Annotated in this window: 19 protein-coding genes and 1 pseudogene; 11 read left to right on the forward strand and 9 right to left on the reverse strand. The window is 65.0% G+C overall.

Going from position 1 to position 20032, the window contains the following annotated elements:
* Window positions 1–769: 769 nt before the first annotated feature.
* The 5 genes and pseudogenes from J1902_RS01325 to J1902_RS01345 all read left to right on the forward strand — a co-directional run.
* Window positions 770–1370: pseudogene (locus J1902_RS01325) on the forward strand (transposase); the annotation flags it as partial.
* A 59-nt stretch (window positions 1371–1429) separates the two neighbouring features.
* On the forward strand, window positions 1430–2353 hold the full coding sequence (locus tag J1902_RS01330) for a hypothetical protein (protein ID WP_207614381.1): 924 nt from the start codon (window positions 1430–1432) through the stop codon (window positions 2351–2353).
* A gap of 97 nt (window positions 2354–2450) precedes the next feature.
* Window positions 2451–4136 carry an NERD domain-containing protein gene (locus tag J1902_RS01335; RefSeq protein ID WP_207614382.1) on the forward strand — a complete coding sequence of 562 codons (1686 nt, stop codon included), beginning with the start codon at window positions 2451–2453 and terminating at the stop codon, window positions 4134–4136.
* A gap of 94 nt (window positions 4137–4230) precedes the next feature.
* Window positions 4231–4920: a DUF6308 family protein gene (locus tag J1902_RS01340; RefSeq protein ID WP_207614383.1), complete on the forward strand. Its 690-nt coding sequence runs from the start codon at window positions 4231–4233 to the stop codon at window positions 4918–4920.
* Window positions 4921–5164: 244 nt separating this feature from the next.
* The gene (locus J1902_RS01345) at window positions 5165–5791 is read left to right on the forward strand and encodes a DUF4190 domain-containing protein (RefSeq protein WP_207614384.1); all 627 of its coding nucleotides are present in this window, start codon (window positions 5165–5167) and stop codon (window positions 5789–5791) included.
* A gap of 103 nt (window positions 5792–5894) precedes the next feature.
* Here the strand turns inward: J1902_RS01345 and J1902_RS01350 are convergent, their stop codons facing one another.
* A complete protein-coding gene (locus J1902_RS01350) occupies window positions 5895–6566 on the reverse strand; it encodes a hypothetical protein (protein ID WP_207614385.1) in 672 nt (223 codons plus the stop codon).
* Window positions 6567–6643: 77 nt separating this feature from the next.
* Here J1902_RS01350 and J1902_RS01355 point away from each other — a divergent pair, with 77 nt between their 5' ends.
* Window positions 6644–7075, forward strand: coding sequence for a VOC family protein (locus tag J1902_RS01355; RefSeq protein ID WP_207614386.1), 432 nt, complete (start codon window positions 6644–6646; stop codon window positions 7073–7075).
* A gap of 30 nt (window positions 7076–7105) precedes the next feature.
* On the opposite strand, the gene J1902_RS01360 is transcribed toward J1902_RS01355, so the two are convergent.
* The 3 genes from J1902_RS01360 to J1902_RS01370 all read right to left on the reverse strand — a co-directional run bounded on the left by J1902_RS01360 (window position 7106) and on the right by J1902_RS01370 (window position 9619).
* Complete coding sequence (locus J1902_RS01360) at window positions 7106–8467, reverse strand: MFS transporter (RefSeq protein ID WP_207614387.1); 1362 nt, start codon at window positions 8465–8467, stop codon at window positions 7106–7108.
* A 170-nt stretch (window positions 8468–8637) separates the two neighbouring features.
* Window positions 8638–9189 (reverse strand): methyltransferase family protein, encoded by a 552-nt coding sequence (locus J1902_RS01365; RefSeq protein WP_207614388.1) that lies wholly within the window; start codon window positions 9187–9189, stop codon window positions 8638–8640.
* 82 nt (window positions 9190–9271) lie between these two features.
* The gene (locus J1902_RS01370; protein ID WP_207614389.1) at window positions 9272–9619 is read right to left on the reverse strand and encodes a GNAT family N-acetyltransferase; all 348 of its coding nucleotides are present in this window, start codon (window positions 9617–9619) and stop codon (window positions 9272–9274) included.
* Between the two features lie 128 nt (window positions 9620–9747).
* On the opposite strand from J1902_RS01370, the gene J1902_RS01375 reads away from it, so the two are divergent.
* Both J1902_RS01375 and J1902_RS01380 read left to right on the forward strand, forming a co-directional pair.
* A complete protein-coding gene (locus tag J1902_RS01375; protein ID WP_207614390.1) occupies window positions 9748–10503 on the forward strand; it encodes an ArsR/SmtB family transcription factor in 756 nt (251 codons plus the stop codon).
* Between the two features lie 119 nt (window positions 10504–10622).
* Entirely contained in the window at window positions 10623–12200 is a 1578-nt protein-coding gene (locus J1902_RS01380; protein WP_207614391.1) for a serine hydrolase domain-containing protein, read from the forward strand.
* Between the two features lie 93 nt (window positions 12201–12293).
* Here the strand turns inward: J1902_RS01380 and J1902_RS01385 are convergent, their stop codons facing one another.
* Window positions 12294–12437, reverse strand: coding sequence for a hypothetical protein (locus J1902_RS01385; protein ID WP_207614392.1), 144 nt, complete (start codon window positions 12435–12437; stop codon window positions 12294–12296).
* Window positions 12438–12578: 141 nt separating this feature from the next.
* On the opposite strand from J1902_RS01385, the gene J1902_RS01390 reads away from it, so the two are divergent.
* Together J1902_RS01390 and J1902_RS01395 are read left to right on the forward strand one after the other, a co-directional pair.
* Window positions 12579–15257 (forward strand): PEP/pyruvate-binding domain-containing protein, encoded by a 2679-nt coding sequence (locus J1902_RS01390; RefSeq protein ID WP_207614393.1) that lies wholly within the window; start codon window positions 12579–12581, stop codon window positions 15255–15257.
* A gap of 7 nt (window positions 15258–15264) precedes the next feature.
* Window positions 15265–15855, forward strand: a complete 591-nt coding sequence (locus J1902_RS01395; RefSeq protein ID WP_207614394.1) for a dihydrofolate reductase family protein — start codon at window positions 15265–15267, stop codon at window positions 15853–15855.
* 32 nt (window positions 15856–15887) lie between these two features.
* Here J1902_RS01395 and J1902_RS01400 read toward each other — a convergent pair whose 3' ends face one another.
* The 4 genes from J1902_RS01400 to J1902_RS01415 form a co-directional block, all read right to left on the reverse strand.
* A complete protein-coding gene (locus J1902_RS01400) occupies window positions 15888–16409 on the reverse strand; it encodes a GNAT family N-acetyltransferase (RefSeq protein ID WP_207614395.1) in 522 nt (173 codons plus the stop codon).
* Between the two features lie 25 nt (window positions 16410–16434).
* Entirely contained in the window at window positions 16435–16965 is a 531-nt protein-coding gene (locus tag J1902_RS01405) for a hypothetical protein (protein ID WP_242701425.1), read from the reverse strand.
* 113 nt (window positions 16966–17078) lie between these two features.
* On the reverse strand, window positions 17079–17396 hold the full coding sequence (locus tag J1902_RS01410; RefSeq protein WP_207614397.1) for an acylphosphatase: 318 nt from the start codon (window positions 17394–17396) through the stop codon (window positions 17079–17081).
* Window positions 17389–18981: a PucR family transcriptional regulator gene (locus tag J1902_RS01415; protein WP_207614398.1), complete on the reverse strand. Its 1593-nt coding sequence runs from the start codon at window positions 18979–18981 to the stop codon at window positions 17389–17391. Before J1902_RS01415 ends, J1902_RS01410 begins: the two co-directional genes overlap by 8 nt.
* Window positions 18982–19138: 157 nt before the next feature.
* On the opposite strand from J1902_RS01415, the gene J1902_RS01420 reads away from it, so the two are divergent.
* Window positions 19139–20002 (forward strand): hypothetical protein, encoded by an 864-nt coding sequence (locus J1902_RS01420; protein ID WP_207614399.1) that lies wholly within the window; start codon window positions 19139–19141, stop codon window positions 20000–20002.
* The last annotated feature ends 30 nt before the right edge of the window (window positions 20003–20032 follow it).

Genomic DNA, 20032 nt, shown 5'->3' on the forward strand with positions numbered 1-20032 from the left:
ATACCGGGAGTATCGGACGAAGGTAGCACCAAGCCACCAAGGACTGGAGGTTCGACGCCGCTCGAGCATAGATTGTTTCCTGCGCTCAGCTCACCATGCACGGCCGCGCGTAAGGCTTCCTGTACGTGGCTCCGCGGCTTGTAGCCCACGACGTATGGCAGTCCGGCTTCGGCAAGCACATGACTAATATTGCAGAATTTGAACTCTACGGAGCCCTTGCTCCGCCCCGTGAGTGATTGCACGTGTCTGTTGTGGGCAATCTTCGAGTAGGTCTTGCCACGTGTTTCGTGATCAAGCATAGAAAAATAAGCGCTCACGAGTGCACGTGTCTCGTCGTCGTCCCAAGGTTTCGATTCCCCCACGTTGACAACATACAGGGCTCGAACTTAATAGGCATATTCAACGCAATATCTGAATCGATGCCGCTCGTGGTCAAGCACAACGCATACTGTCGCCCGGGTGGGCTGCCCGTCGCCTTCATACGTGCCCCGCCTACTACAGATTGCAGTTCGCTTACCAGTAGCTGTAGCCAGCCACCAGACCAGGATGTCGAGAATCCTCAAGTCGGTCAGTGTGGCAAGGCGTCGAACCCGGTGTTGCTCCGCGACATCGTGATCCTCGAAACGATCCAAACGTGCCGCAATTCAGAAAGCTCCCGACTCGCGAGCAGCAACAAGGTCCTGTCGTACTGGTTGGGTCCCCGGGTAGGAGTCCAGTGTTTGTGTGAGTTTCGTGTCCGAGAATGGACGCAGGAGGAATTTCACGAAGCATGGCACGCAGACGCACCCCCGAGCAGGTCATCGCCAAGGTCCGGCAGGGCCAGAGAATGCTCAACGACGGACGCCCGATGGTCGAAGTCATCAAGGACTCCAGATCACCGAGGCGACCTGGTACCGCTGGCTGAACCAGTACGGTTCCGAGAAGAACGCCGAGGCATCCAGGCGGACCAAGCAGCTGGAGAAGGAGAACGCCCGGCTCAAGCGGCAGCTGGCAGAGAAGGAACTGGCCATCGACATCCTGAACGAGGTGGCGAAGGGAAAACCCTAAGCCCCGAACCGCGTCGCCGTGCCGTGCGCATGGCAGTGGAGAAGTTCGGGGCATCAGAGCGCCTTGAGTGCAAAATTCTGGGTCAGAACCGGTCCGCGTTCCGCAAGAAGAAACCTGACATGGGATTCCAGGAGGTGCAGCTGCGCGCGGACCTGAGGGCCGTGGCCGTGAAGCATCCCGCGTGGGGCTGGCGGAAGGCCCGCTGGCACCTCCTGGCCCAGCCTGCATGGGACGGGGTGGCGCTGAACAGGAAGCGGATCCGCCGGCTCTGGCGTGGCGAAGGCCTAGCCTGTAAGCCCAGGGCACGGAAGAAGCGCAGGACCGAGTAGTTCTCAGCAGTATCTCGTCCAACGAACTCGATTCAGTAGCCGACCTCCTGACCGTGGGTGAAGTTGTCGCCGTCAGGCTCCATCGACGCAGCGGTCATGTAGGGCTGTCGATGCTCGACGTCGACGACTCCGAACCCGTGCTGAGGGCACCCGAGCTGGTTCCAGGTGGCGGGCCGTGGTTGGTCCCGGGCCGTGACCTTGTGCAGAGGACTTCCACGGCGCAATCCCTTCACAACACACCTGCGCCCGAAGCCCCGGATGAAAGGTCCCCAGCAGGCGCCAAGGCCCTCAAATCAGCGGGACTGGCGCTGGCCACGGAACGAGCCAAGGTGCAGCAGCTTGAAGTGGAGCTTCAGGTGTTGCGGGCCGCAAACAACCGGCATCAGACGCACGCGGCTCTGCTGGATGCAGACGTGATGCTTGGCCGCCAGCAGGCAGCAGAGCTGTCCGGCGTCGAGCGGGAAATCGACCGCCTCCGCCGCGAGCTTGCCACCACGAATCGGCAACTTTCAGATCTTCGGAAGAAGCTGCGTGCCGTCCGAAAGGACGAGGCAGTGCCGGACCAGGTTTTCCTGGATCCGGACAAGGACTTCGACTTCCGGCTGAAATACTCATGGGCGGTCCAGATCCCGGCGTCCGAAAAGAGCAGACTGCCCTTGGGCCGGTACCGAATCGGTGGAGAATTTCTCAGGAGCCTGAGGGATCAGCCCCAGGAAAAGCAGAAGAAAGCCTGCAAGGCGATCGTTGACCTCCTCGTCAACGATCCGGCAAAGCTCAGCGCACGTGAGGCACACCAGCTTCGCACCGCTGCTTCCGGAGGATCCCCGGCCGTGACCCGCAACGGCGGCCAAGATGTCTGCTGGAGACTCTACATCGAACAGAATGTCGCGGCCGCAAGGCGCCTTCACTATTGGAAGTGTGCCGACGGCGTCATCGAACTGGCCAGCGTGACAGTCCATGACGGAACACAGGCCTGAGCGGCTCCGTTCGTGTCGCCATGGCGAGCCGCGTGCGCCCGGCTAACGTTGGATCAGTGCTAGCCGGACAGCCGGTTCATCAGTTTTAGGGGCAGCAATGAGGTGCATACCGGAGGAACCGGAGTTCGGCGAGGGACAGCTGGCGGAGAAGGCTGCCTGGGAGTCGCTGAAGCGAACGCTTCCCGACGACGTCGTGCTGGCCCACTCCGTCCAGATCCGCGACGGCCGGAGCGAATACGAGATTGATCTCCTCGTCCTCTGGCCCGGCGTGGGCATCGCCGCCATCGAGGTCAAAGGCGGCCAGGTCAGCATCGCCGAGGGCCAGTGGTACCAATCAGACCGGACCCACAAGCGCAAGATTCAGAGCCCCGTGGCCCAGTCGCAAAGCTCCTTGCACGCCCTCAAGAACTGGCTTGAGAACCAGCTTGGTTCACGCCTGAGCAGCCGCTTCGTATACATGGTCAGCCTGCCGTACACGGATGTGCCCGACAACTGGGCCATGGCCGGCTGCCCTCGATCGTTGATCCTGGACCAGATCGACAGCAGAACCCCCGCCGAACTTGTGCGCCGGGCAATCGAGAACGAAGGGGGCGGGGCCGCCCCGCTGGCACCGGCATTCCTGGACCGCATCGTCCGCAAGTTGAGCGGAGACCTTGATGCCGCCGTCGGGCCCGCCAGCAACCCCCAGGAGGATGAAGACGTTCAGGACCACCTCACGGAGCGTCAGGCCGTGTTGCTTCAGGCAACCCGGTCACTCCCCCGGATCCGCTTCACCGGCGGTGCGGGCAGCGGCAAGACCTGGCTGGCGGTGGAGAAGGCCCGGCTGCTCAGCAAACAAGGCAAACGCGTCGGCCTCTTTTGCTACAACAAGGGCCTGGGCCAATATCTCCGGGACCGTGTCTCCACGTGGCGCCAGGCCAAGCCCGTGTTCACCGGCGAATTCCACGAATACGTGCGCGGGCTGGGCGTCCCGGACGGTTCAGGGCAGGACTACTTCGATGTGGAAATGCCCCGGATGCTGAAGGAACTGGCAGCCGGCATGGAGCCGAGTGAGCGCTTGGATGCCGTCGTCGTCGATGAGGCCCAAGACTTTGCCCCGCTGTGGTGGGACGCGCTGCTCGCCTGCACCAAGGACCCCGCTGGCGGAGAGGTCTACGCGTTCATGGACGACCACCAGGACGTCTACCGCAGGTGGAACGGCACGACGGCGGACTTCGCGTTCGGTCCCACCGCGACGTTCGCGCCCATCCACATCGATGAGAATCTGCGCAACACCCGAAAGATCGCCGAGACCTTCAAGGGTTTTGCGGGTGAACACTTCACACCCCGCGGAAGCACGGGTCTGCCTGTCCGGATGGTCGAATGCACCTCCGATGAGGCGCTCGACGTCGCGGGTGACTGCGTAGACGCGCTCATCGCTGAAGGATGGGCCAACAACCAGATTGCGCTCCTCACCACCAAGAACCGACACCCGGTGCACCTGGACTTCTTCGAACGCGGCGCCACTGAAGAGTATTGGCGCGAGTTCCACGCCGGCGAAGCCGAGTTCTATGGCCATGTGTTGGGCTTCAAAGGATTGGAACGCTCGGTTGTGGTGCTTTGCGTCAACGGATTCAAGGACATGGAACGGGCGGCTGAGCAACTCTACGTCGGCTTGTCCCGGGCGCGGAGTCTGCTGGTGGTGGTTGGTGATTCAGAGTTGCTGGCGGAAGCGGGCGGACGGGAGCTGAAGGTTGCTTTGTCGCGGATGCAGGCGTGGAAACCGGTGCTCCACGCTGAATAGAGACGTTGCCCCGTCATCAGGGCAGCTGAACGCAGGTTTCCCGACGACCACAATCCAACTCGATAGTCAACAAACAATTGCAAAGGGCACGGCCATGACATTGCCAGAAATCCTCACGTCGGAGCACGTTAACAACGCCGCTGCTCTTGTGCGTGACTACTACACGAAGGTGTACCGCCATGATCTTCCGCGCACGGGCAGCCGCTTCGACAATTGGGCCGGCGGTGGCGACCGATCAGAAATTGCAAATGAAATTACCGCAGACGATCTCGTGGCTGTTTCGCTCTTGTCCATTCGTTTCCCGGCGACAGCGGCGATTGGGATCCTTGAAACTCGATCCGATGATATCGCCGGACTACTGGAGCAAATTCCTACGGACAGGGCCCTCCACGAAGTCGATGCTAAAGACTATGAGGGGTTCCTGGGCTCCGATAGCCCGGCTAACAAACTGTGGCGGCTGCTCCGGGGTACGGATACTTACCGATGGGGCGTTGGAGCGACAACCGCTAGCAAAATATTGGCCCGGAAACGGCCCCATCTCATTCCCATCTACGACTCGGTGGTAGCCCCGCTCATGGGCCTTGAGAGTGCCGATGGACAATGGACCAGATGGCACGCTGCCCTGACTGGCGATCGCGGGCTCGCCGAGCGTCTCCATGCCATCCGCGAGCAATCCGAGATCAATCTGCAAATCTCAGACCTCCGCATAATGGACGTCGTTCTGTGGATGCATGGGAAGAATCTCGGCATGACCGTTCAGGACGATGCACCAAGCGAACAGTAAGCCGGGCCGGGCGACGGGGAGGACAACACTGCTTGAGACGCAAGGAAAAGGCTCCAAGCGCAACTATGGACCCTCCGGCTGAACATCTCCGCACGACGCATAAGTTTTTGTCAGAGGCACCATATATGCTTCAGCAAGGACCACGGAACGCAACAGCAATCCGCTGATTGTGGATAACTGTTTCAGATAATTGTCTGATTTGGCGTTCAGGAAGGGTCTCACCGAACTACGAAAATGGGGAACCATGTCTGACTTCAATAACGGCGCGTTGCCAGCTGCATCACCCGAATCACCGCAGATCCACCGCGTCCAAATCGTTGAGGAAAAGCGAAAGAATGGGCTCGGCGTCGCATCACTCGTCGTGGGTATCGTCGCCGCAGCGTTTAGCCTCATTCCTCTCGTGGGAATGGTCGCTTTCTTCCTCGGCCCTGTCGCCATCATCCTTGGTCTTATCGCCGTCTTCCTTAAGAACCGGAAGAAGGGCACGGCCATCGCAGGCATCGTTCTCGGTGTCGTCAGCCTTATCATCGCCGGTATCGTGACTGCCGTCGTGGGTGCCGCTGTACAGGCCGTAGACAAGAGCATCAATGCGGAGCACACGGTGGAGTATGTCGTCACAACGTCCGGTCCGGCCACCTTGTCCTACTGGACACCTGGCGGGTCATCGCAGGAAGACATTACTGCGGATTGGAGGAAATCCATCACGTCGAAGGAATTCAACATCACAAGCCTTTCGGTGACCGGCAGCTACAGCGACCCAAGCGCCGCAGTGAGCTGTGAAATCCTGATCGACGGCAAGAGCGCCGGAAAGAACACCGGCAGCGGCACGGGCGCACACGCGCTCTGCTCGGGAAGCACCTGGGCGAAGTAATCCAAACGGGCTGGTACGGGGTCCATGCAGGATGACCTCGTACCAGGCCTCCCGACCTTCGGATTGTGCCGCCCCCGTCAGCCCGAAGCAGTATTCCGGCCGGTCACTCTGGGACGTGTGGCGCGCCCAGCTCCCCCGCGATCTTCTCTTCCAGCGCCGCTACCGTAGCCTCGGGCAGGACGATCAGTCCATCCAGTTCCCGCCGGGCGCGCTTGTAGGCGGTCTGCCGCTCGGCCGGTGTCGCGGCGTTATCGGAGGCGATGTTGAGCAGCTTCTTGGCGGTCGCTAACCGCTGGCGTTCTGGCTCAGTGAAGTTGTGATCCTTGATTCGCTTGGCCTCGCGCTCTGCGACGTCGAAGGCCAGCTCGAAGCCGTTCACGGCTGCCCGGTACTCCGCCAGCCGGGCCGCCGTCGTGATTTCTCCCGGGGCGGCTGGCCGCAGACCGTCGGCTTCCTTCTTCGCCCGGAGGAACGCGACCGTGAGAGGTTCCCGCACATCCGTCATGACCGGGAAGTCGATGAGCTTCCCGACGTCGAGTTCGTAGTCCAGCCACCGCTGGTTCACGGCGTCGTGCGCCGCAATCAGCGCGGCGACCTCGGACTGGCTGGCCTGCTCAGCCTGCACGGTCTGGTTCTTGAGCTTGTAGAGCTCCACTCGGCGACGGTGGCGGCGTTCGCTGGCCTTGGACCATTGCCGTGCCCAGCCGCCGGCCATCCCGCCGATGGGGAAGATGAGCCACCAGTAGCTGCCAAGGAAGTCAAAGAAGGGTTCCACGGATTCATCCTCCCACCGCCCCGGACGGGTCCTCAACAAGCCGGGCATGCCCGCGCGCAGCGGGCTACGATTCCCCCATGGACCAGCAACTGCACTTCATCACTTTCGCCACCCAGGACCTTGGCCGCGCCCGCGGCTTCTACAAGGACGGCCTCGGCTGGGACCCGTTGATGGATGTCCCCGGCGAGATCATCTTCTTCCAGGTGGCGCCCGGGCTGGTCCTCGGACTGTTCGACGCCGTGAAGTTCGACCAGGACCTGAACAACCAGGAGAAAACTCTTGGCGTCAGCGGAGTGACGCTCTCGCACAATGTCGGCAGCGCAGCCGAAGTGTCCAGCACCATCGAGAGGCTGGCAGCAGCCGGGGCCACCATCCTGAAGCCAGCGCAGGCCGGCGCCTTCGGCGGCATTTTCCACGGCCACGTGAAGGACCCCAACGGCATCATCTGGGAGATCGCGCACAACCCGGGCTGGCGCATCAACTCGGATGGCAAGGTCGTCTTCGGCTGAGCTGACGCTTCAGGAGGACTCCCTGAGCCCCTAAACCCCCGGCTTCCGCCAAGCCACCGCCAGCACCACCACCACCGCACTGAGCCCCAGCATCACCAGCACCATCAGCCCCCAGTTCGACTGGTTCACCCCGGGCCCGTACAGCACACCGATCAGCACCGTCGCCGTGATCGCGCCCAGGTAGCGGCACGTTTGGAAGATCCCGGCGGCCACTCCCCTCTCCTCCGGCCGCGCGGACACGTACAGGCCCTGGTTGGAGGCCGTGCTCACGGCGCCATACGGAACACCCATCAGCGCTGCCGCCACCAGCACCAGCGGTGGCCACAGCGACAACGTCAGCAATCCGAGCGCGCCCGAGGCACCCGCGAGCACCAACGCCCCGGCGATCATCACGGAACGCACTCCGAAGCGCTCGATGAACCGCACCACCAGCGGGGTAACCACAACCGACACCGCGGAAAGGGGCAGCACAAGCAGGCCCACCAGCCCGGCGTCGTAATGTCCTGCCTCCTGCAGCAGCTGCGGCAGGCCGAAGAACACGAAGTAATACACCCCGCTGAAGACGACGAACAGCAGATACACCAGCAGCAGCGGCCGGTTTCGGCCCAGCAGCCGCAGATCCAGGAACGGCGGCCTGAAGCGCAGCTCGCGCCACGCAAACAGCCCCGCCACAACGGTCGCGGCGCCCAGGAGCCACCAGCGGTAGCCCGGAATCACGTTGAGCAGCGCCATCATGGCCAGCGTGAGCGAGGCGACGAAGGCAAGGATGCCGGGGATGTCGGACTCGCGGATCAGTTTCCCGAGGGAGCCTGTTTCGCGCCCGACGTCGGCCGGCGCCGCCCGGTGCACCACAATCAGCGCAAGCAGAGCGAGCGGCACGTTGATCGCAAACAGCGCCTGCCAGCCCAGCAGGCTCACCAACAAACCGCCGACGACAGGTCCCACCGCGGCCGCCGAGGTGTTCGCCATCTGGATGCGCCCCAGCGGGCGGGTGGATGGCAGCTCAGCCAGCCGGCTGAGTTCGGTGACCATCACGACGGCGGACGGGTACGCCGTCGCGGTTCCGACGGCCATGAGCGCACGGGCCACACAGACCAGCGCGAAGTTGGGCAGGAACGGCGCCACGGCGCAGGTCACCGCCACCAACGCCATCCCGAAGGTGAACAAGCGCCGCGGCCCGAAACGGTCGGCAAGCCTGCCCATGAGCGGCTGCCCGGCCGCCGAGGCGAGGTAGAACGAGGTGATCACCCAGGTGACTGTCGCGACGTCGAGCGCGAAATCCTCCCGCAGCACCACCAACGCGACGGCGATCATGGACGAGTTCAGCGGGTTCAGGGATGTCCCGAGGCCGAGTGCAGCGATCGCGAGGCCGGGGCGGGGTTTGTTCGTCACGCCCCTAAGTCTGGTGCATGGTTGCTTTGGGTCACGAAAAGTGTGCACAAGCAGCCGTTAACCTCTCAGCCATCCGCCGACCTCAAGGGCCACCAGATCGCGTTCGTAGACCCCGGATCCCCAACTGCATAGCGCGGCTACAAGCTGCCGAAGGCGTGCGCGGTTCACGGTTAACGTTCAGCCGCGGCCTCTTGGGCTGGCGGTTGCCGCCACGGAGTGAGCCGCGGCAGCCACCGCGGCACGTTTTCCTTGAACTGGACGTACTCCGGGCCGAACTTCCGGGTCAGGGCGGGTTCCTCGTAGAACCTGACAAAGGCTGCAATAGGAATCGCCGCGAGCGCGGCAGCCCGGAGGAGCTTCGGCTGGCCGAGGATGAGTCCCTGCCCGACGACGGCGGCGCCCATGGCCAGGTACATCGGGTTCCGGACGAAGCGGTAAAGTCCGCCCACCACCAGCCGCTTCGGCGGGGCGAAAGGAGCCGGGGTTCCGATGCCTTCCAGGGCAAATCGGACAAAGGAATTGGAAACAACGCTGGCGCCCGCAACCACCAGCAAGGTGCCGGCGAGCTGCGCGGGTGCGCCGCCGGGAACGGGTTCCTGCACCTTCCAGCGCGTCAACAGCCACGGCCCCAGCCCCACCACCGTCAGCGGTCCCGCCGAAAACAGGGCCGTGCCGATGGCTGCGCGTCTGGTTTCGTTCCTGGGATCCAGGTGTGCCCTCATGCTGAACATTCTTGACCCCCGCCCGGTCGGGAACAAGAGTCCATGAATCCGGTGCTCGAAAGAGAAGCGCGGCGGTGAGGACTCAGACCCGGGCCGACTGGTTCCGTGCCTCGGTCAGGAAACTGAGGTGCGCGGGAGTGGCCGCAACAACGTGCGCCTGGTACTCGGGGTATTTGGCGACGAACTTCTTGATGAACGCGCACACCGGAACGATCTTCATGCCCGCGGCGACCGTCTGATCCAGCGCCTCCGTGGCGAGTTTCCCGGCCAGGCCCTGTCCGCCATATTCCTCGTTGATGACCGTGTGGTAGAAAATCCGCTGCCGTCCGTCGTCGTAATCCTTGTACGCGGCTTTGCCGATCACGCGGCCGTCGGAGAGCACCTCGAAGCGTTCCCACTCGGTGTTGTGGTTGATAAGCATGTTGTCCATTCGGTCCTCTCCGGGCAACTTCCTGTTCTGTTCCTCTTGGGCATCCTAAACACTCAAGTGCCGATGAATGTTCCAGCACCACCCAAAACCCGTTGACATGTGACCAAAATGTCACCTATTCTGGCCGTATGGACGCCGTATTCAAGGCACTCTCCGACCCCACCCGCAGAGAGCTGCTCGATGAGCTCTTCCGCGAGGACGGGCAGACGCTGAGCGCGCTTGAGGCACGGTTCAGCATGACCCGTTTCGGGATCATGAAGCACCTCAAGATCCTTGAGGAAGCCGGACTGGTGGTCACCCGCCGTCGGGGGCGTGAAAAGCTCCATTTCCTGAATCCGGTACCCATCAGGCTTGTCCACGACCGCTGGGTGAGCAAATATGCAGAACCATGGGCCGCTGCCCTCAGCGACCTCAAATCCAGATTGGAAAGTCCCATGGAAAAGATCTTCGAAATCTACATCAAGACCACCCCGGAGCTCCTCTGGGAGGCCATCACCAACAGCGACATCCGCAGCAAATACCAGTTCGGAAACACCCACACCGCGGACTGGACGCCGGGCGGCCACTACGAGATGACCAACCCCAAGGCCAACGGCATGGTCCTGGGCGAAGGCGAAAACCTGGAGGTCGATCCCCCGCGCCGGCTGGTGCAGAGCATGCGGGCCCTGTGGGACGACGAGGTTAAGGCCGAAGGCACCTCGCGCGTCACCTGGGAGATCGAACAGGTGGGAGACTCCTGCCACCTCACCGTCACGCACGACCAGCTCCGCGAAGGCGCCAACGACGAACTCTACGGCGGCTGGCCGATGATTCTCTCCGGCCTGAAGACCTGGCTGGAAACCGGCCAAAAGCTCACCACGCCCGGCTCGCTGCTGTACAGCTGAGGCGACGGTCGGAGCTCAGGCCGGGCGCCGCCGTCGTACTCCCCCACGCGGCGTGCATTGTCTACGAAGCGGCCAGGCCATACCGTGAAGGGACGGTCGGTCGAAGTGCAGGTGCGGGCATGCGAACTATTTCCTGGTCAGCGCGCTGCCTCCTGCTGTGCTTCTTGGCGTCGGGGATCCTCGGCGGCGCCACCGCGACGGCCGCAGCTACCGCCGACCCGCCGGCCACAGGACCCGCTAATCCCGAGCAGACGTATCACGCGGTGGACTCCTTCCTGCGGGAGCAGATCGAATCCCTGGGGATTCCGGGCGCCGCAATCGCCGTCGTCCGGGACGGTGTCCAGGTGCACTCAGCCGCCTTCGGCCACGCCGACGACTCCGGGCGGCCGATGACCGCCCAGACGCCGGTGCTGCTGGCCTCCACCAGCAAGTCCCTCACGGCCATCGCCGTGATGCAGCAGGTGGAGGCTGGCCGGCTGCGGCTGGATGAGCCGGTGCAGAGCTACCTGCCGTGGTTCACGCTGGCCGACAGCCGCTCGCAAGCCATCACGGTACGCCACCTGCTCCACCAGGCCAGCGGCATGGCGTCCAAGGACACGGCTTTCGAGGCCTCCGACGCGCAGGGCCCGGAGGCCCTCGAAGAAGGGGTCCGAGCCCTGTCAGCTTCCCCGCTGGACGGCGAACCGGGCAAAGCCTTCCACTATGCCAGCGCCAACTTCAACATCCTGGGCCTGCTGGTGCAGACGGTTTCCGGCCAGCCGTACGGCGAGTACCTGGAGCAGCACGTCTTTGGGCCGCTGGAAATGACGCACACACATCCGACGCGGGCTGCCGCACGCGCGGACAACGCCGCCGCCGGCTATTCCCTGTGGTTCGGCTCGTTCTGGCGCCAGACGGACGTGCCCGCCCCCACCACCGGAATGCCGTCCTCCACCCTGTACGCCTCGGCCGAGGACCTGGGCCATCAGCTGATCGCACTGCTCGACGGCGGACGGTACGGCGATACCCGGATCCTCCAGCCCCAGAGCGTGGAGGCGATGTTCGAGCCCCTGGTGCAGGTGGAAGGATCCAAGCGGTACGCCATGGGGTGGTTCACCCGGCCGCTTTTCGAATCCGCCGATCCCGCGGCCCAGCCCGTCCCGGACGAGGAGTTGCCGCTGCTCCTGGAGCATCAAGGGGAATGGGGCAACAGCCACACCTACCTGGCCATGGTTCCCTCGGCAGGCCTCGGCGTCGCCCTGGTCATCAACGGCAATGACACCGCTGCCCCATCGCGCCTGAAGGCCATCGACACCAACCTCCTGCGGATCCTCCACGGCCAGTCCCCGGTGCCCGCGGTTGTGTTCGAGGACTGGCTGCAGCGCTACAGCTGGGCGGTCTCCCTGGGGCTGTTGCTGGCGGAGCTGCTGAGCTTGTGGCTGGTGCTTTCGGTTCTGCTCCGGCGACGTGCGGCGGCCCGGAAGCGGTGGGCTCCCCTGGTTTGGGGCGCCGTGGCCCTCGCCCTCGACGGGTTCGCGCTGTGGCTGTGCCTCAGCTACGCCCCGGCCCGGTTCGACACCCACCTGTTCGTGATCATCCGCCAGTTTCCCGACGTCGGCGTCTCGCTGGTCCCGGTGCTCGCCTTGGCGATCCTCTGGCCGATTCCGCGGACGGTGTGGCTGCTTGCCCGGTTGCGGGCTGGTCCGGGCAGTGGCTGAGGACGAAGAGCTGAGCCAGCCGCGCCCTCAGTCAACCGCCAGCACCCAGCCCAAGCGCCGCCGTCGTACGTTCTGCGGTCTCCTTACAAAGCGTCAGGACACGCGGCGGAATTCTCCCGGCCGGAGCTGGACATGGATGGGCAGCACCAGCTGGGTGTGGGTGTCGCCGATGGGCTCGTCGAGCAGCTCGTTGATGGAGGTCTGCCCTTCCAGCTCGCTGTACTGGTCCTTGCCCATGGATCGACCATACGCGCGCCACCGCGGGAGTGAATCCCAGGACACGGATGGGCTATGGCCTCTTGTCTGCGGCAATGCCAGTATGTGGAGAATCGGGTTCGCTGAAGGCGCCCCAAAACCGGGCAGTAAGGACTCGCGGACATGACCTACGTCAGCAATCTGGGCGATGTGGGAGCAGGCGACATCGCCGTGGCCGGCGGCAAGGCCGTGGGACTGGGCGGCCTCATCCAGGCCGGAATGCCGGTCCCGCCGGGGTTTGTGCTGAACACCGCCGCCTACGCGCATTTTGTGGAGGCCAACCACCTCGACGCCGGCATCCAGGAACTGGCCGCCCTGCCACCGCAGGCCTCGCCACAGGACTACGCGGACGCCGCGGAGCGGATCCAAACCCTGTTCACGGGCGGCACCATGCCGGCCGACATCGCAGCGGAACTCGGCGCCGCTTACGGGCGTCTCGGCGACGGGGACACGGCCGTTGCGGTGCGTTCATCCGCCACGGCCGAGGACCTCGCCTCGGCCAGCTTCGCCGGGCAACAGGAAACCTACCTGAACGTCCTCGGGGCGGAGGCGTTGTCCGTGGCCGTGATCGACTGCTGGGCTTCCCTGTGGACGGCGCGTGCCATGGCCTACCGGGCCCGTGAAGGCATCGGACCGGACTCGGTGCGGCTCGCCGTCGTGGTCCAGCGAATGGTCCAGGCCGAGGCCGCCGGGGTGATGTTCACCGCCAATCCGGCCAACGGGCGCCGCGAGCAGACCGCGATCAGTGCCGCGTGGGGCCTGGGCGAGTCCGTGGTCAGCGGGTCGGTCACCACGGATGACGTCGTTGTCGACGCCGGGACGGGCTCGGTGCTGTCGCGACGGACCGCCGACAAGGCGGTCATGACTGTCTATGCCAAGCACGGCGCCCGGGATCAGCCGGTGCCGGCAGACCGCCGTCGTGCGCCCGTACTGGACGACCGGGAGGCGGCCGAGCTGGCCAGCTACGGAACACGAATTGCGGATCATTTCGGCGCACCGCAGGACATCGAGTGGGCGCGGGCCGGCGACCAGTTCTTCATCCTGCAGTCCCGGCCCATCACCGCGCTGCCCGAACCGGCGGCCGACACCCCGGACACCTGGCCCGTGCCCTATCCGAAGGGGCTCTACTTCCGGGCGAGCATCGTGGAACAGTTGCCCGATCCGCTCTCGCCGCTGTTCGCCGACCTCATCGATGGCTCGGTGTCCCGCTCGTTGCGATCCTTGCTGACCGAGGCCGTGGGCAAGAACGTTATCCGCGAAGACGACATAGGACTGCCCACCATCAACGGCTACGCCTATTACTACTACCGCACCTCGGGGATGTGGCGGGTGATGGGCAAGTCGCTGACGGCGGTGCGCGCGCTGGCCCGCGGCAAGGCACACATGGGAATTGCCGGCTGGCGCGAATTCTCGCATCCCCGCTACGAAGGCGTGATCAAGGACTGGCAGGCGAAGCCCGTCACAGAGCTCTCCGGTGCGGAACTGCTGGAGGGTGTGCAGGCGCTGCTGGACGCCGGCACCGTGTACTACACCGCCGTGCAGTCCATCATTCCGCTCGCCGCAACCAGCGAACTCTCCTTCCGGGCGTACTACGACAAGTTCGTCCGGCGCGACGGCGATCCCCCCGCCCTGACGTTCATCCTCGGCTACGACAGCGAACCCATCCGGGCGGAAAAGTCGCTGTTCGACCTCGCCGCCTGGGCCCGCGGCGTTCCCGGGCTGGCTTCGGCGATCCTCAATGAACGCACGACGGCGTTGGCCGGGTCCCAGCGCAACGGGGCCCCGCCTGCCGGCTTCAGTGAGCCGTTGTGGCAGCAGTGGCATCCCCGCTTCCAGAAGCATCTGGACCGGTTCGGCCATGCGGTGTACAATCTGGACTTCGCCAGCCCGGTGCCGGCCGACGATCCGTCCGCGCTGCTGGAAACCCTGAAGTTCTACCTGCGGGGGCAGGGCACAGACCCACACGAGCGGCAGCGGCTGTCGGCCAACCGCCGGGAGGACCACACCAGCCGGATCATCACCCGGCTCGGGCCGCGCCGCCGGGCCGCGTTCCTCCGTTTGCTCCGGTGGGCACAGAACGCCGCGCCGATCCGCGAGGACGCCCTTGCCGACGTCGGCCTGGCGTGGCCGCTGCTGCGGCGGATGCTGCTCGAACTCGGACAGCGGCTGGTGGACTCCGCCGTCATCGCCGAGCCCGCCGACGTGTTCTGGCTGCGGCACCAGGAGCTGCGCAGCGCCATCGAGTTCGGCCTGGCCGCGCCGGGCGCATCTGCCGCCGTGACCATTACCGGAGCCTCCCGGCCCGTCCGCGCCGCCGTCATCGAGGAGCGCAAGATGCTGTGGCGGGGGCAGATGAAGGCTGCTGCCCCGCAACTACTCCCGGAGAGCCGATGGATGGAACGGGCCTTCGGGTCAATGATGCCGGCAGGCTCGCAGCACCAGCTTGGCGACATCATCAAGGGCACCGGCGCGAGCTCGGGCCGGGTCACTGCTCCGGCCCGCGTCTTGCGAGGGCCCCAGGACTTCGCCCTCATGGAGCCCGGAGAAGTCCTCATCGCTCGCATCACCACTCCCGCCTGGACCTCGCTGTTCGCGATGGCCTCCGCCGTGGTGACCGATGTCGGCGGCCCATTGAGCCACAGCTCCATCGTGGCCAGGGAGTACGGCATCCCGGCCGTGCTCGGCACCGGAGTCGCCACCCAGCGGCTCACCAGCGGCCAGCCGATCCGCGTGGATGGCGACGCCGGCACCGTCACGATCGAGCATCCGAGCCCTACTCAGGGCCGTGACCGGGTGGCATGATGGGCGCATGAGCCGCGTCACGTGCGATCTGACCATCTCCCTCGACGGATTCCTCGCCGGCCCGAGGCAAAGCATGGAGGAACCCCTGGGCGAGGGCGGAGAGCTCCTGCACCGGTGGATGTTCGAAGAACCCGAGGCCAACGCGGCAGCGATCGAAGGGATCCTCGCGGCCGGCGCCTTCATCATGGGACGGAACATGTTCGCCGGTCCCGGGGCGTGGGCTGCGGACTGGCGGGGATGGTGGGGTGAGGAGCCGCCCTATCACGCACCCGTGTTTGTCCTCACCCATCAACCGCGCGAGCCTGTGGAGATGCAGGGCGGCACCACGTTCAACTTCGTGACCGATGGGATCGACTCTGCGTTGACCCAGGCGCGGGAGGCCGCCGGCGGCAAGGACGTGTCCATTGCCGGCGGAGCGCAGACCGTCCAGCAATACCTTTCGGCGGGGCTGATCGACGAGCTGCGGCTCCACACCGCGCCCATGATCCTGGGAGCGGGCGAGCGGCTGTTCGACGGCGTCGCGAACCTCACGCTGGAGCCGACGGAAGTGAGCGGTACTGGCCTCGTCACCCACGTGCGCTATCGGGTGATCCGCTGACGGGCTTACGCTGAATCGTCACTCAGCGGACGTTACGGTGCCCTCGGCGCCGTTTGACGCTCTGAACGCACCATGCGGATCTCGCGCACGCCATCCTCCACATTCACGGTCCCGTCCGCTACGAACCCGTGCTTGCGATAAAACGCCTGAGCCCGGGGATTCGGATCGGCCACCCAGAGCGCTGCCGAATCGCGCGGGCCGATGACGGCATCCAGGAGGCCGGCCCCGGCGCCGGTCCCGTGCTCAGCCGCAACGACGTACAACACGTACAGTTGCGTGCCCCACTGCGACTCGGAGCTCCGCGAGGGCCCCGCCATAGCGATCCCGATCACTTCGCCGTCGCGCTCGGCCACCGCCACGCTGTTCGCGAGGTAGCGCTCATCGCTGAGCATCGCAGTCCAGAACCGTTCCCGGGCGGCGGGCAGCCCCGGATCGTCGAGGACGTGGTCCGCCATCAGCCCACGGTACGTCTCACGCCACGACCGCACATTCACGCGCGCCATCTCGGCAGCGTCCTCGACGCGCGCGTAGCGAACACTCACCGGGGTAGCCATGGACGAAACCCTACAGGGAGCGGCGCTAACTCGCCGGCCGCAGTGACGTGATCATCCGCTTGATGTCCCGGTACTCGGGGGTGCCCATGTACAGCTTGGCCTTCTCCAGGTACGGCAGGGAAGCGTCCCCGGGCGTCTCGTTGTTCGCAGGATTGTAGAACGCCCCGAACATGGCAGCGTTGGGCGGCCACGTGAAGAAGTGGAACATGTAGCACGCCGAGTCCCCCGTGGGCGCCGGGACAGACGTGATGCCGTAGGCCGCCGGCGTGTCCGCCGGCCCGGGCGACGTTGCATCGCCGCGGGTCTCGAAGACGAACCGGGGAGCCACGCCGTTCTGCGTCAGCGCCGTCAACTCCTGCGACTCCAGCACGGAGTACGGATACCGGTCTATGCACGTCGAACCGGTGGCCATGTTGGTCCGGAGGGTAGCCAATGGCCTCCCGGCCGCGTTGGTAATCTCCGCGAAGGTGCCACCACCTTCAGCCAGCTCTCCGGCGGGATCTGTGACGTCCCACGCCGCGGGAACCGCGACGCTGGACGATGCTGATCTGCGCATGCCACCCTCCTTGGGCCGAAATCGGTCCCTTAAGTGTGGCGCCGTCCGCTGCCTTGGGATCCTCCGCTGAGGTGATTGGCACCGAACCGTTAATGGTCATAACGATCTGCTGCCTACCACCGGCGCGCGGACACGATCTGGAAGTCTTCAAACTCCCCCGTCGCGGCTTCCATTGCGTGTTCCACCTGGGCCACGCGGCCCGGCGCGCGTCCTGACGTCAGCCAGTCGAGGAGTTCTTCGACCGCCGGCTTGGGCCCCTCCACGACAAGGGCCACCGAACCGTCGTCGACGTTCCGGACGGTCCCGGTCAGCGCCAGCTCATCGGCCCGCCGGGCGGTCCAGTACCGGAAGCCGACACCCTGCACCATCCCGCGCACGCGGGCGGTCAGGCGGACGAATTCTCCGGGCTGCGGATCCTGAAAATCAGCCATGGTCCAAACTATCCCGCCGCACCGACGGATGTGCCAGAAGCAGGTCCTGCACGTACAGGCTCAGCCACAGCACCACCATGTCATCCGGCCTCCCGGGGTCAATGCCAAAGATTTCCTTCATCCGCCGCAGCCGGTACCGCAGTGTGTTTTGGTGGAGCGAGAGCGCCTGGGCGGTCTTGGCCGAGTCGCAGGAAAAGTCCAGGTATGTCCGCAGGGTCTTGGCGTACTCTGTATCCGCCCGGGAATCATGTTCCACCATGGCCTCAGCCGCCGGGGACATTAGCCGCGGCCTGCTCCGGAACAGGGCTGCCACCTCCAACAACGTGAGCCGGCTTCGCATCTCCGCGGCACTTGCATACGTGCCGCCCCGCTCACCGGCGGCAAGCATCAAAAGCACCCGATCGGCGTCGTACTTTGAACGGCTGATCTCATTCACCACGGCGACCGGTGTCCCCAGCGAGACCCGGAGATTCAAGTGCAGCGAAGCGGCGGCGCGGTCAATCAGCCGGCGGGCCAGGCCTTCGATCAAGGGCAGGCTCCCCGCCCGGGCCTCGGTGAACAGCGCGTAGATGGTGGTACCGATCATCACGCACTGCGTTCCCTGCCGGTGGGACTCGCAGTGGGTGCTCACCAAATCCAGCAGGCGGGCAAGTGCAATCTCCTCCGAGCCCGGGACAACTTCGGCCTCGAACGCGACGACGACGAACGGGCCCGTCCGTCCCAACGCCAACTGTTCGGCCACGAGCTGGGAATCGTCATCGCTTTCAAGGAGCCTGCGGAGCAACTCGGATCGCTGCTGACGGGCAAGGTCATAACTGCTCCGAGCCCGCAGCATGTGCAGCGCGGCAATGTCGGCGGCGCTTTCGAGGGCGCGCTTGGCCTCGGCGTCCAGCGTGCCGTCCGCGTCCACTACCCAGATGGAGCCGAGCGGCTGCTTCCCGGCGCGCACGGCGATAGCCAGGCGGTCCATGGCGGCGTCACCCACCCCGTCGATGTGGACGGCGCCCTCGGCCCGGAAGACGGAGGCGTACTGCCCGGCGTTCTCCGGCTGGTAGGGCACCTGGCGGCCGAGGATGCCGCTCCTGCGGTCCTCATCGATGGGCTGGTCCGGCAGGGTGGAGTAGGCGAGGATCTGTTCCTGCAGGTTCTCGATGGTGGTGGCCCCGCCCACCATGGCGGCGATCGCGTTGGCAAGGGCAAACAGGTCGCCCACTCCAAGCGGCACCAAGGAACTGTTTGCCTCCGCCACCGTGCCCACCGCAGATTCCAGAAGCGCATCCAGTTGACGCCATGAAACCTCGTCCTCAACCACCAGCAAGGCAATGCCCGACTGATCCGCAATGACCGCCAGCTGCTCAATGTCCTGGGACATCATCTTGATGATGATCGCCGCGAAACCGGCCTCGGCCGCCTCCTTCACGACGGTAGCGGTGCGCGGATCCGCCGGATGAAGGCCGATGCCAAGCAGGATGCCACCGGGGAGCGTCTCCAGCGGGGCAATGGGGTCGTACAAGCTGGGGCTCAACAGTGCCAGTTCGGGGAACGTCCCGTGGGTGCGGATGGTCAGCCCCGTACTCTTCAGCACGTTTAGGAGCTCCTGCAATTGGATGTGACGGGGTGTCTTAGGGACGGAAGCCATGCCAGCAAGCTACCCGCTCCTTGTGCTGGGCAACAAGGTGCGAAACCAAACTTGGTGCTAGGCAATGAAGTCAGCGCCCTGTGTCGCTCGTCATAGTGGAGGCATGTCAATCACAGTTGAAGCACATCCCGCAGCCCGGCAAGCCAGGGAAGCGGCAACCGCAGCCGCGGTCACCGCCGGAGTCACGGTCATCGAGGAAGCCGACCGCGAAAAGCTCCGGGACATCGAGAGCCTGCTGATCTCCATCTGGGGCATGTCCTCGCACGGCGCACCGATTCCCTTCGACATCCTGCGCAGCATCTCGCATGCAGGCTGCAACATCTCCGCCGCCTACCTGCCGGACGGCACCCTGTGCGGGGCCGCCGTCGCGATCGTCACGCCGGGCGACGCGGCCAGCTACTCGCTGATCGCCGGCGTGGCCCCGGGCATCGCGGACAAGGGCGTCGGCTTTGCACTGAAGCAGCACCAGCGGGCCTGGTCCCTGGACCGCGGGATCGAAACCATGACCTGGACCTTCGATCCGCTGGTGAGCCGCAACGCCCGCTTCAACCTGAGCAAGCTGGGCGCCCACGTGGATGAATACATCCGCAACTTCTACGGCCTGATGGACGACGACATCAACGCCAATGACGAAAGCGACCGCCTGGTAGCCGTGTGGCCGCTGGCCTCGGAGACCAGCATCGACTGCAGCGAAGGCCTCGCCCGGGACGTTGATCTCCCTTCCTCTTCGAGGGTTCTCACATACGGGCCCGACGGCGAGGCGCAGCTGCTTGAGGCGGACGGCACCCTTTGGTGCCGCGCACCGCAGGACATTGTGGCCCTGCGCGCCGCCGATCCCGGCCAGGCCGCGCGCTGGCGCAGCACCATGCGCGAATCGTTCGAAACCGCCTTCGACGCCGGTTACCAGGCCACCGGCGTCACGCGCACCGGCTGGTACCGCCTGACCCGGCCAAGCGAACAGCACTGAACCTCAGCGAAGTCCCACCACCCCATTCCA

Source organism: Arthrobacter cavernae, assembly GCF_017368795.1.
In the GTDB taxonomy this organism is placed as follows: Bacteria; Actinomycetota; Actinomycetes; order Actinomycetales; family Micrococcaceae; genus Arthrobacter; species Arthrobacter cavernae.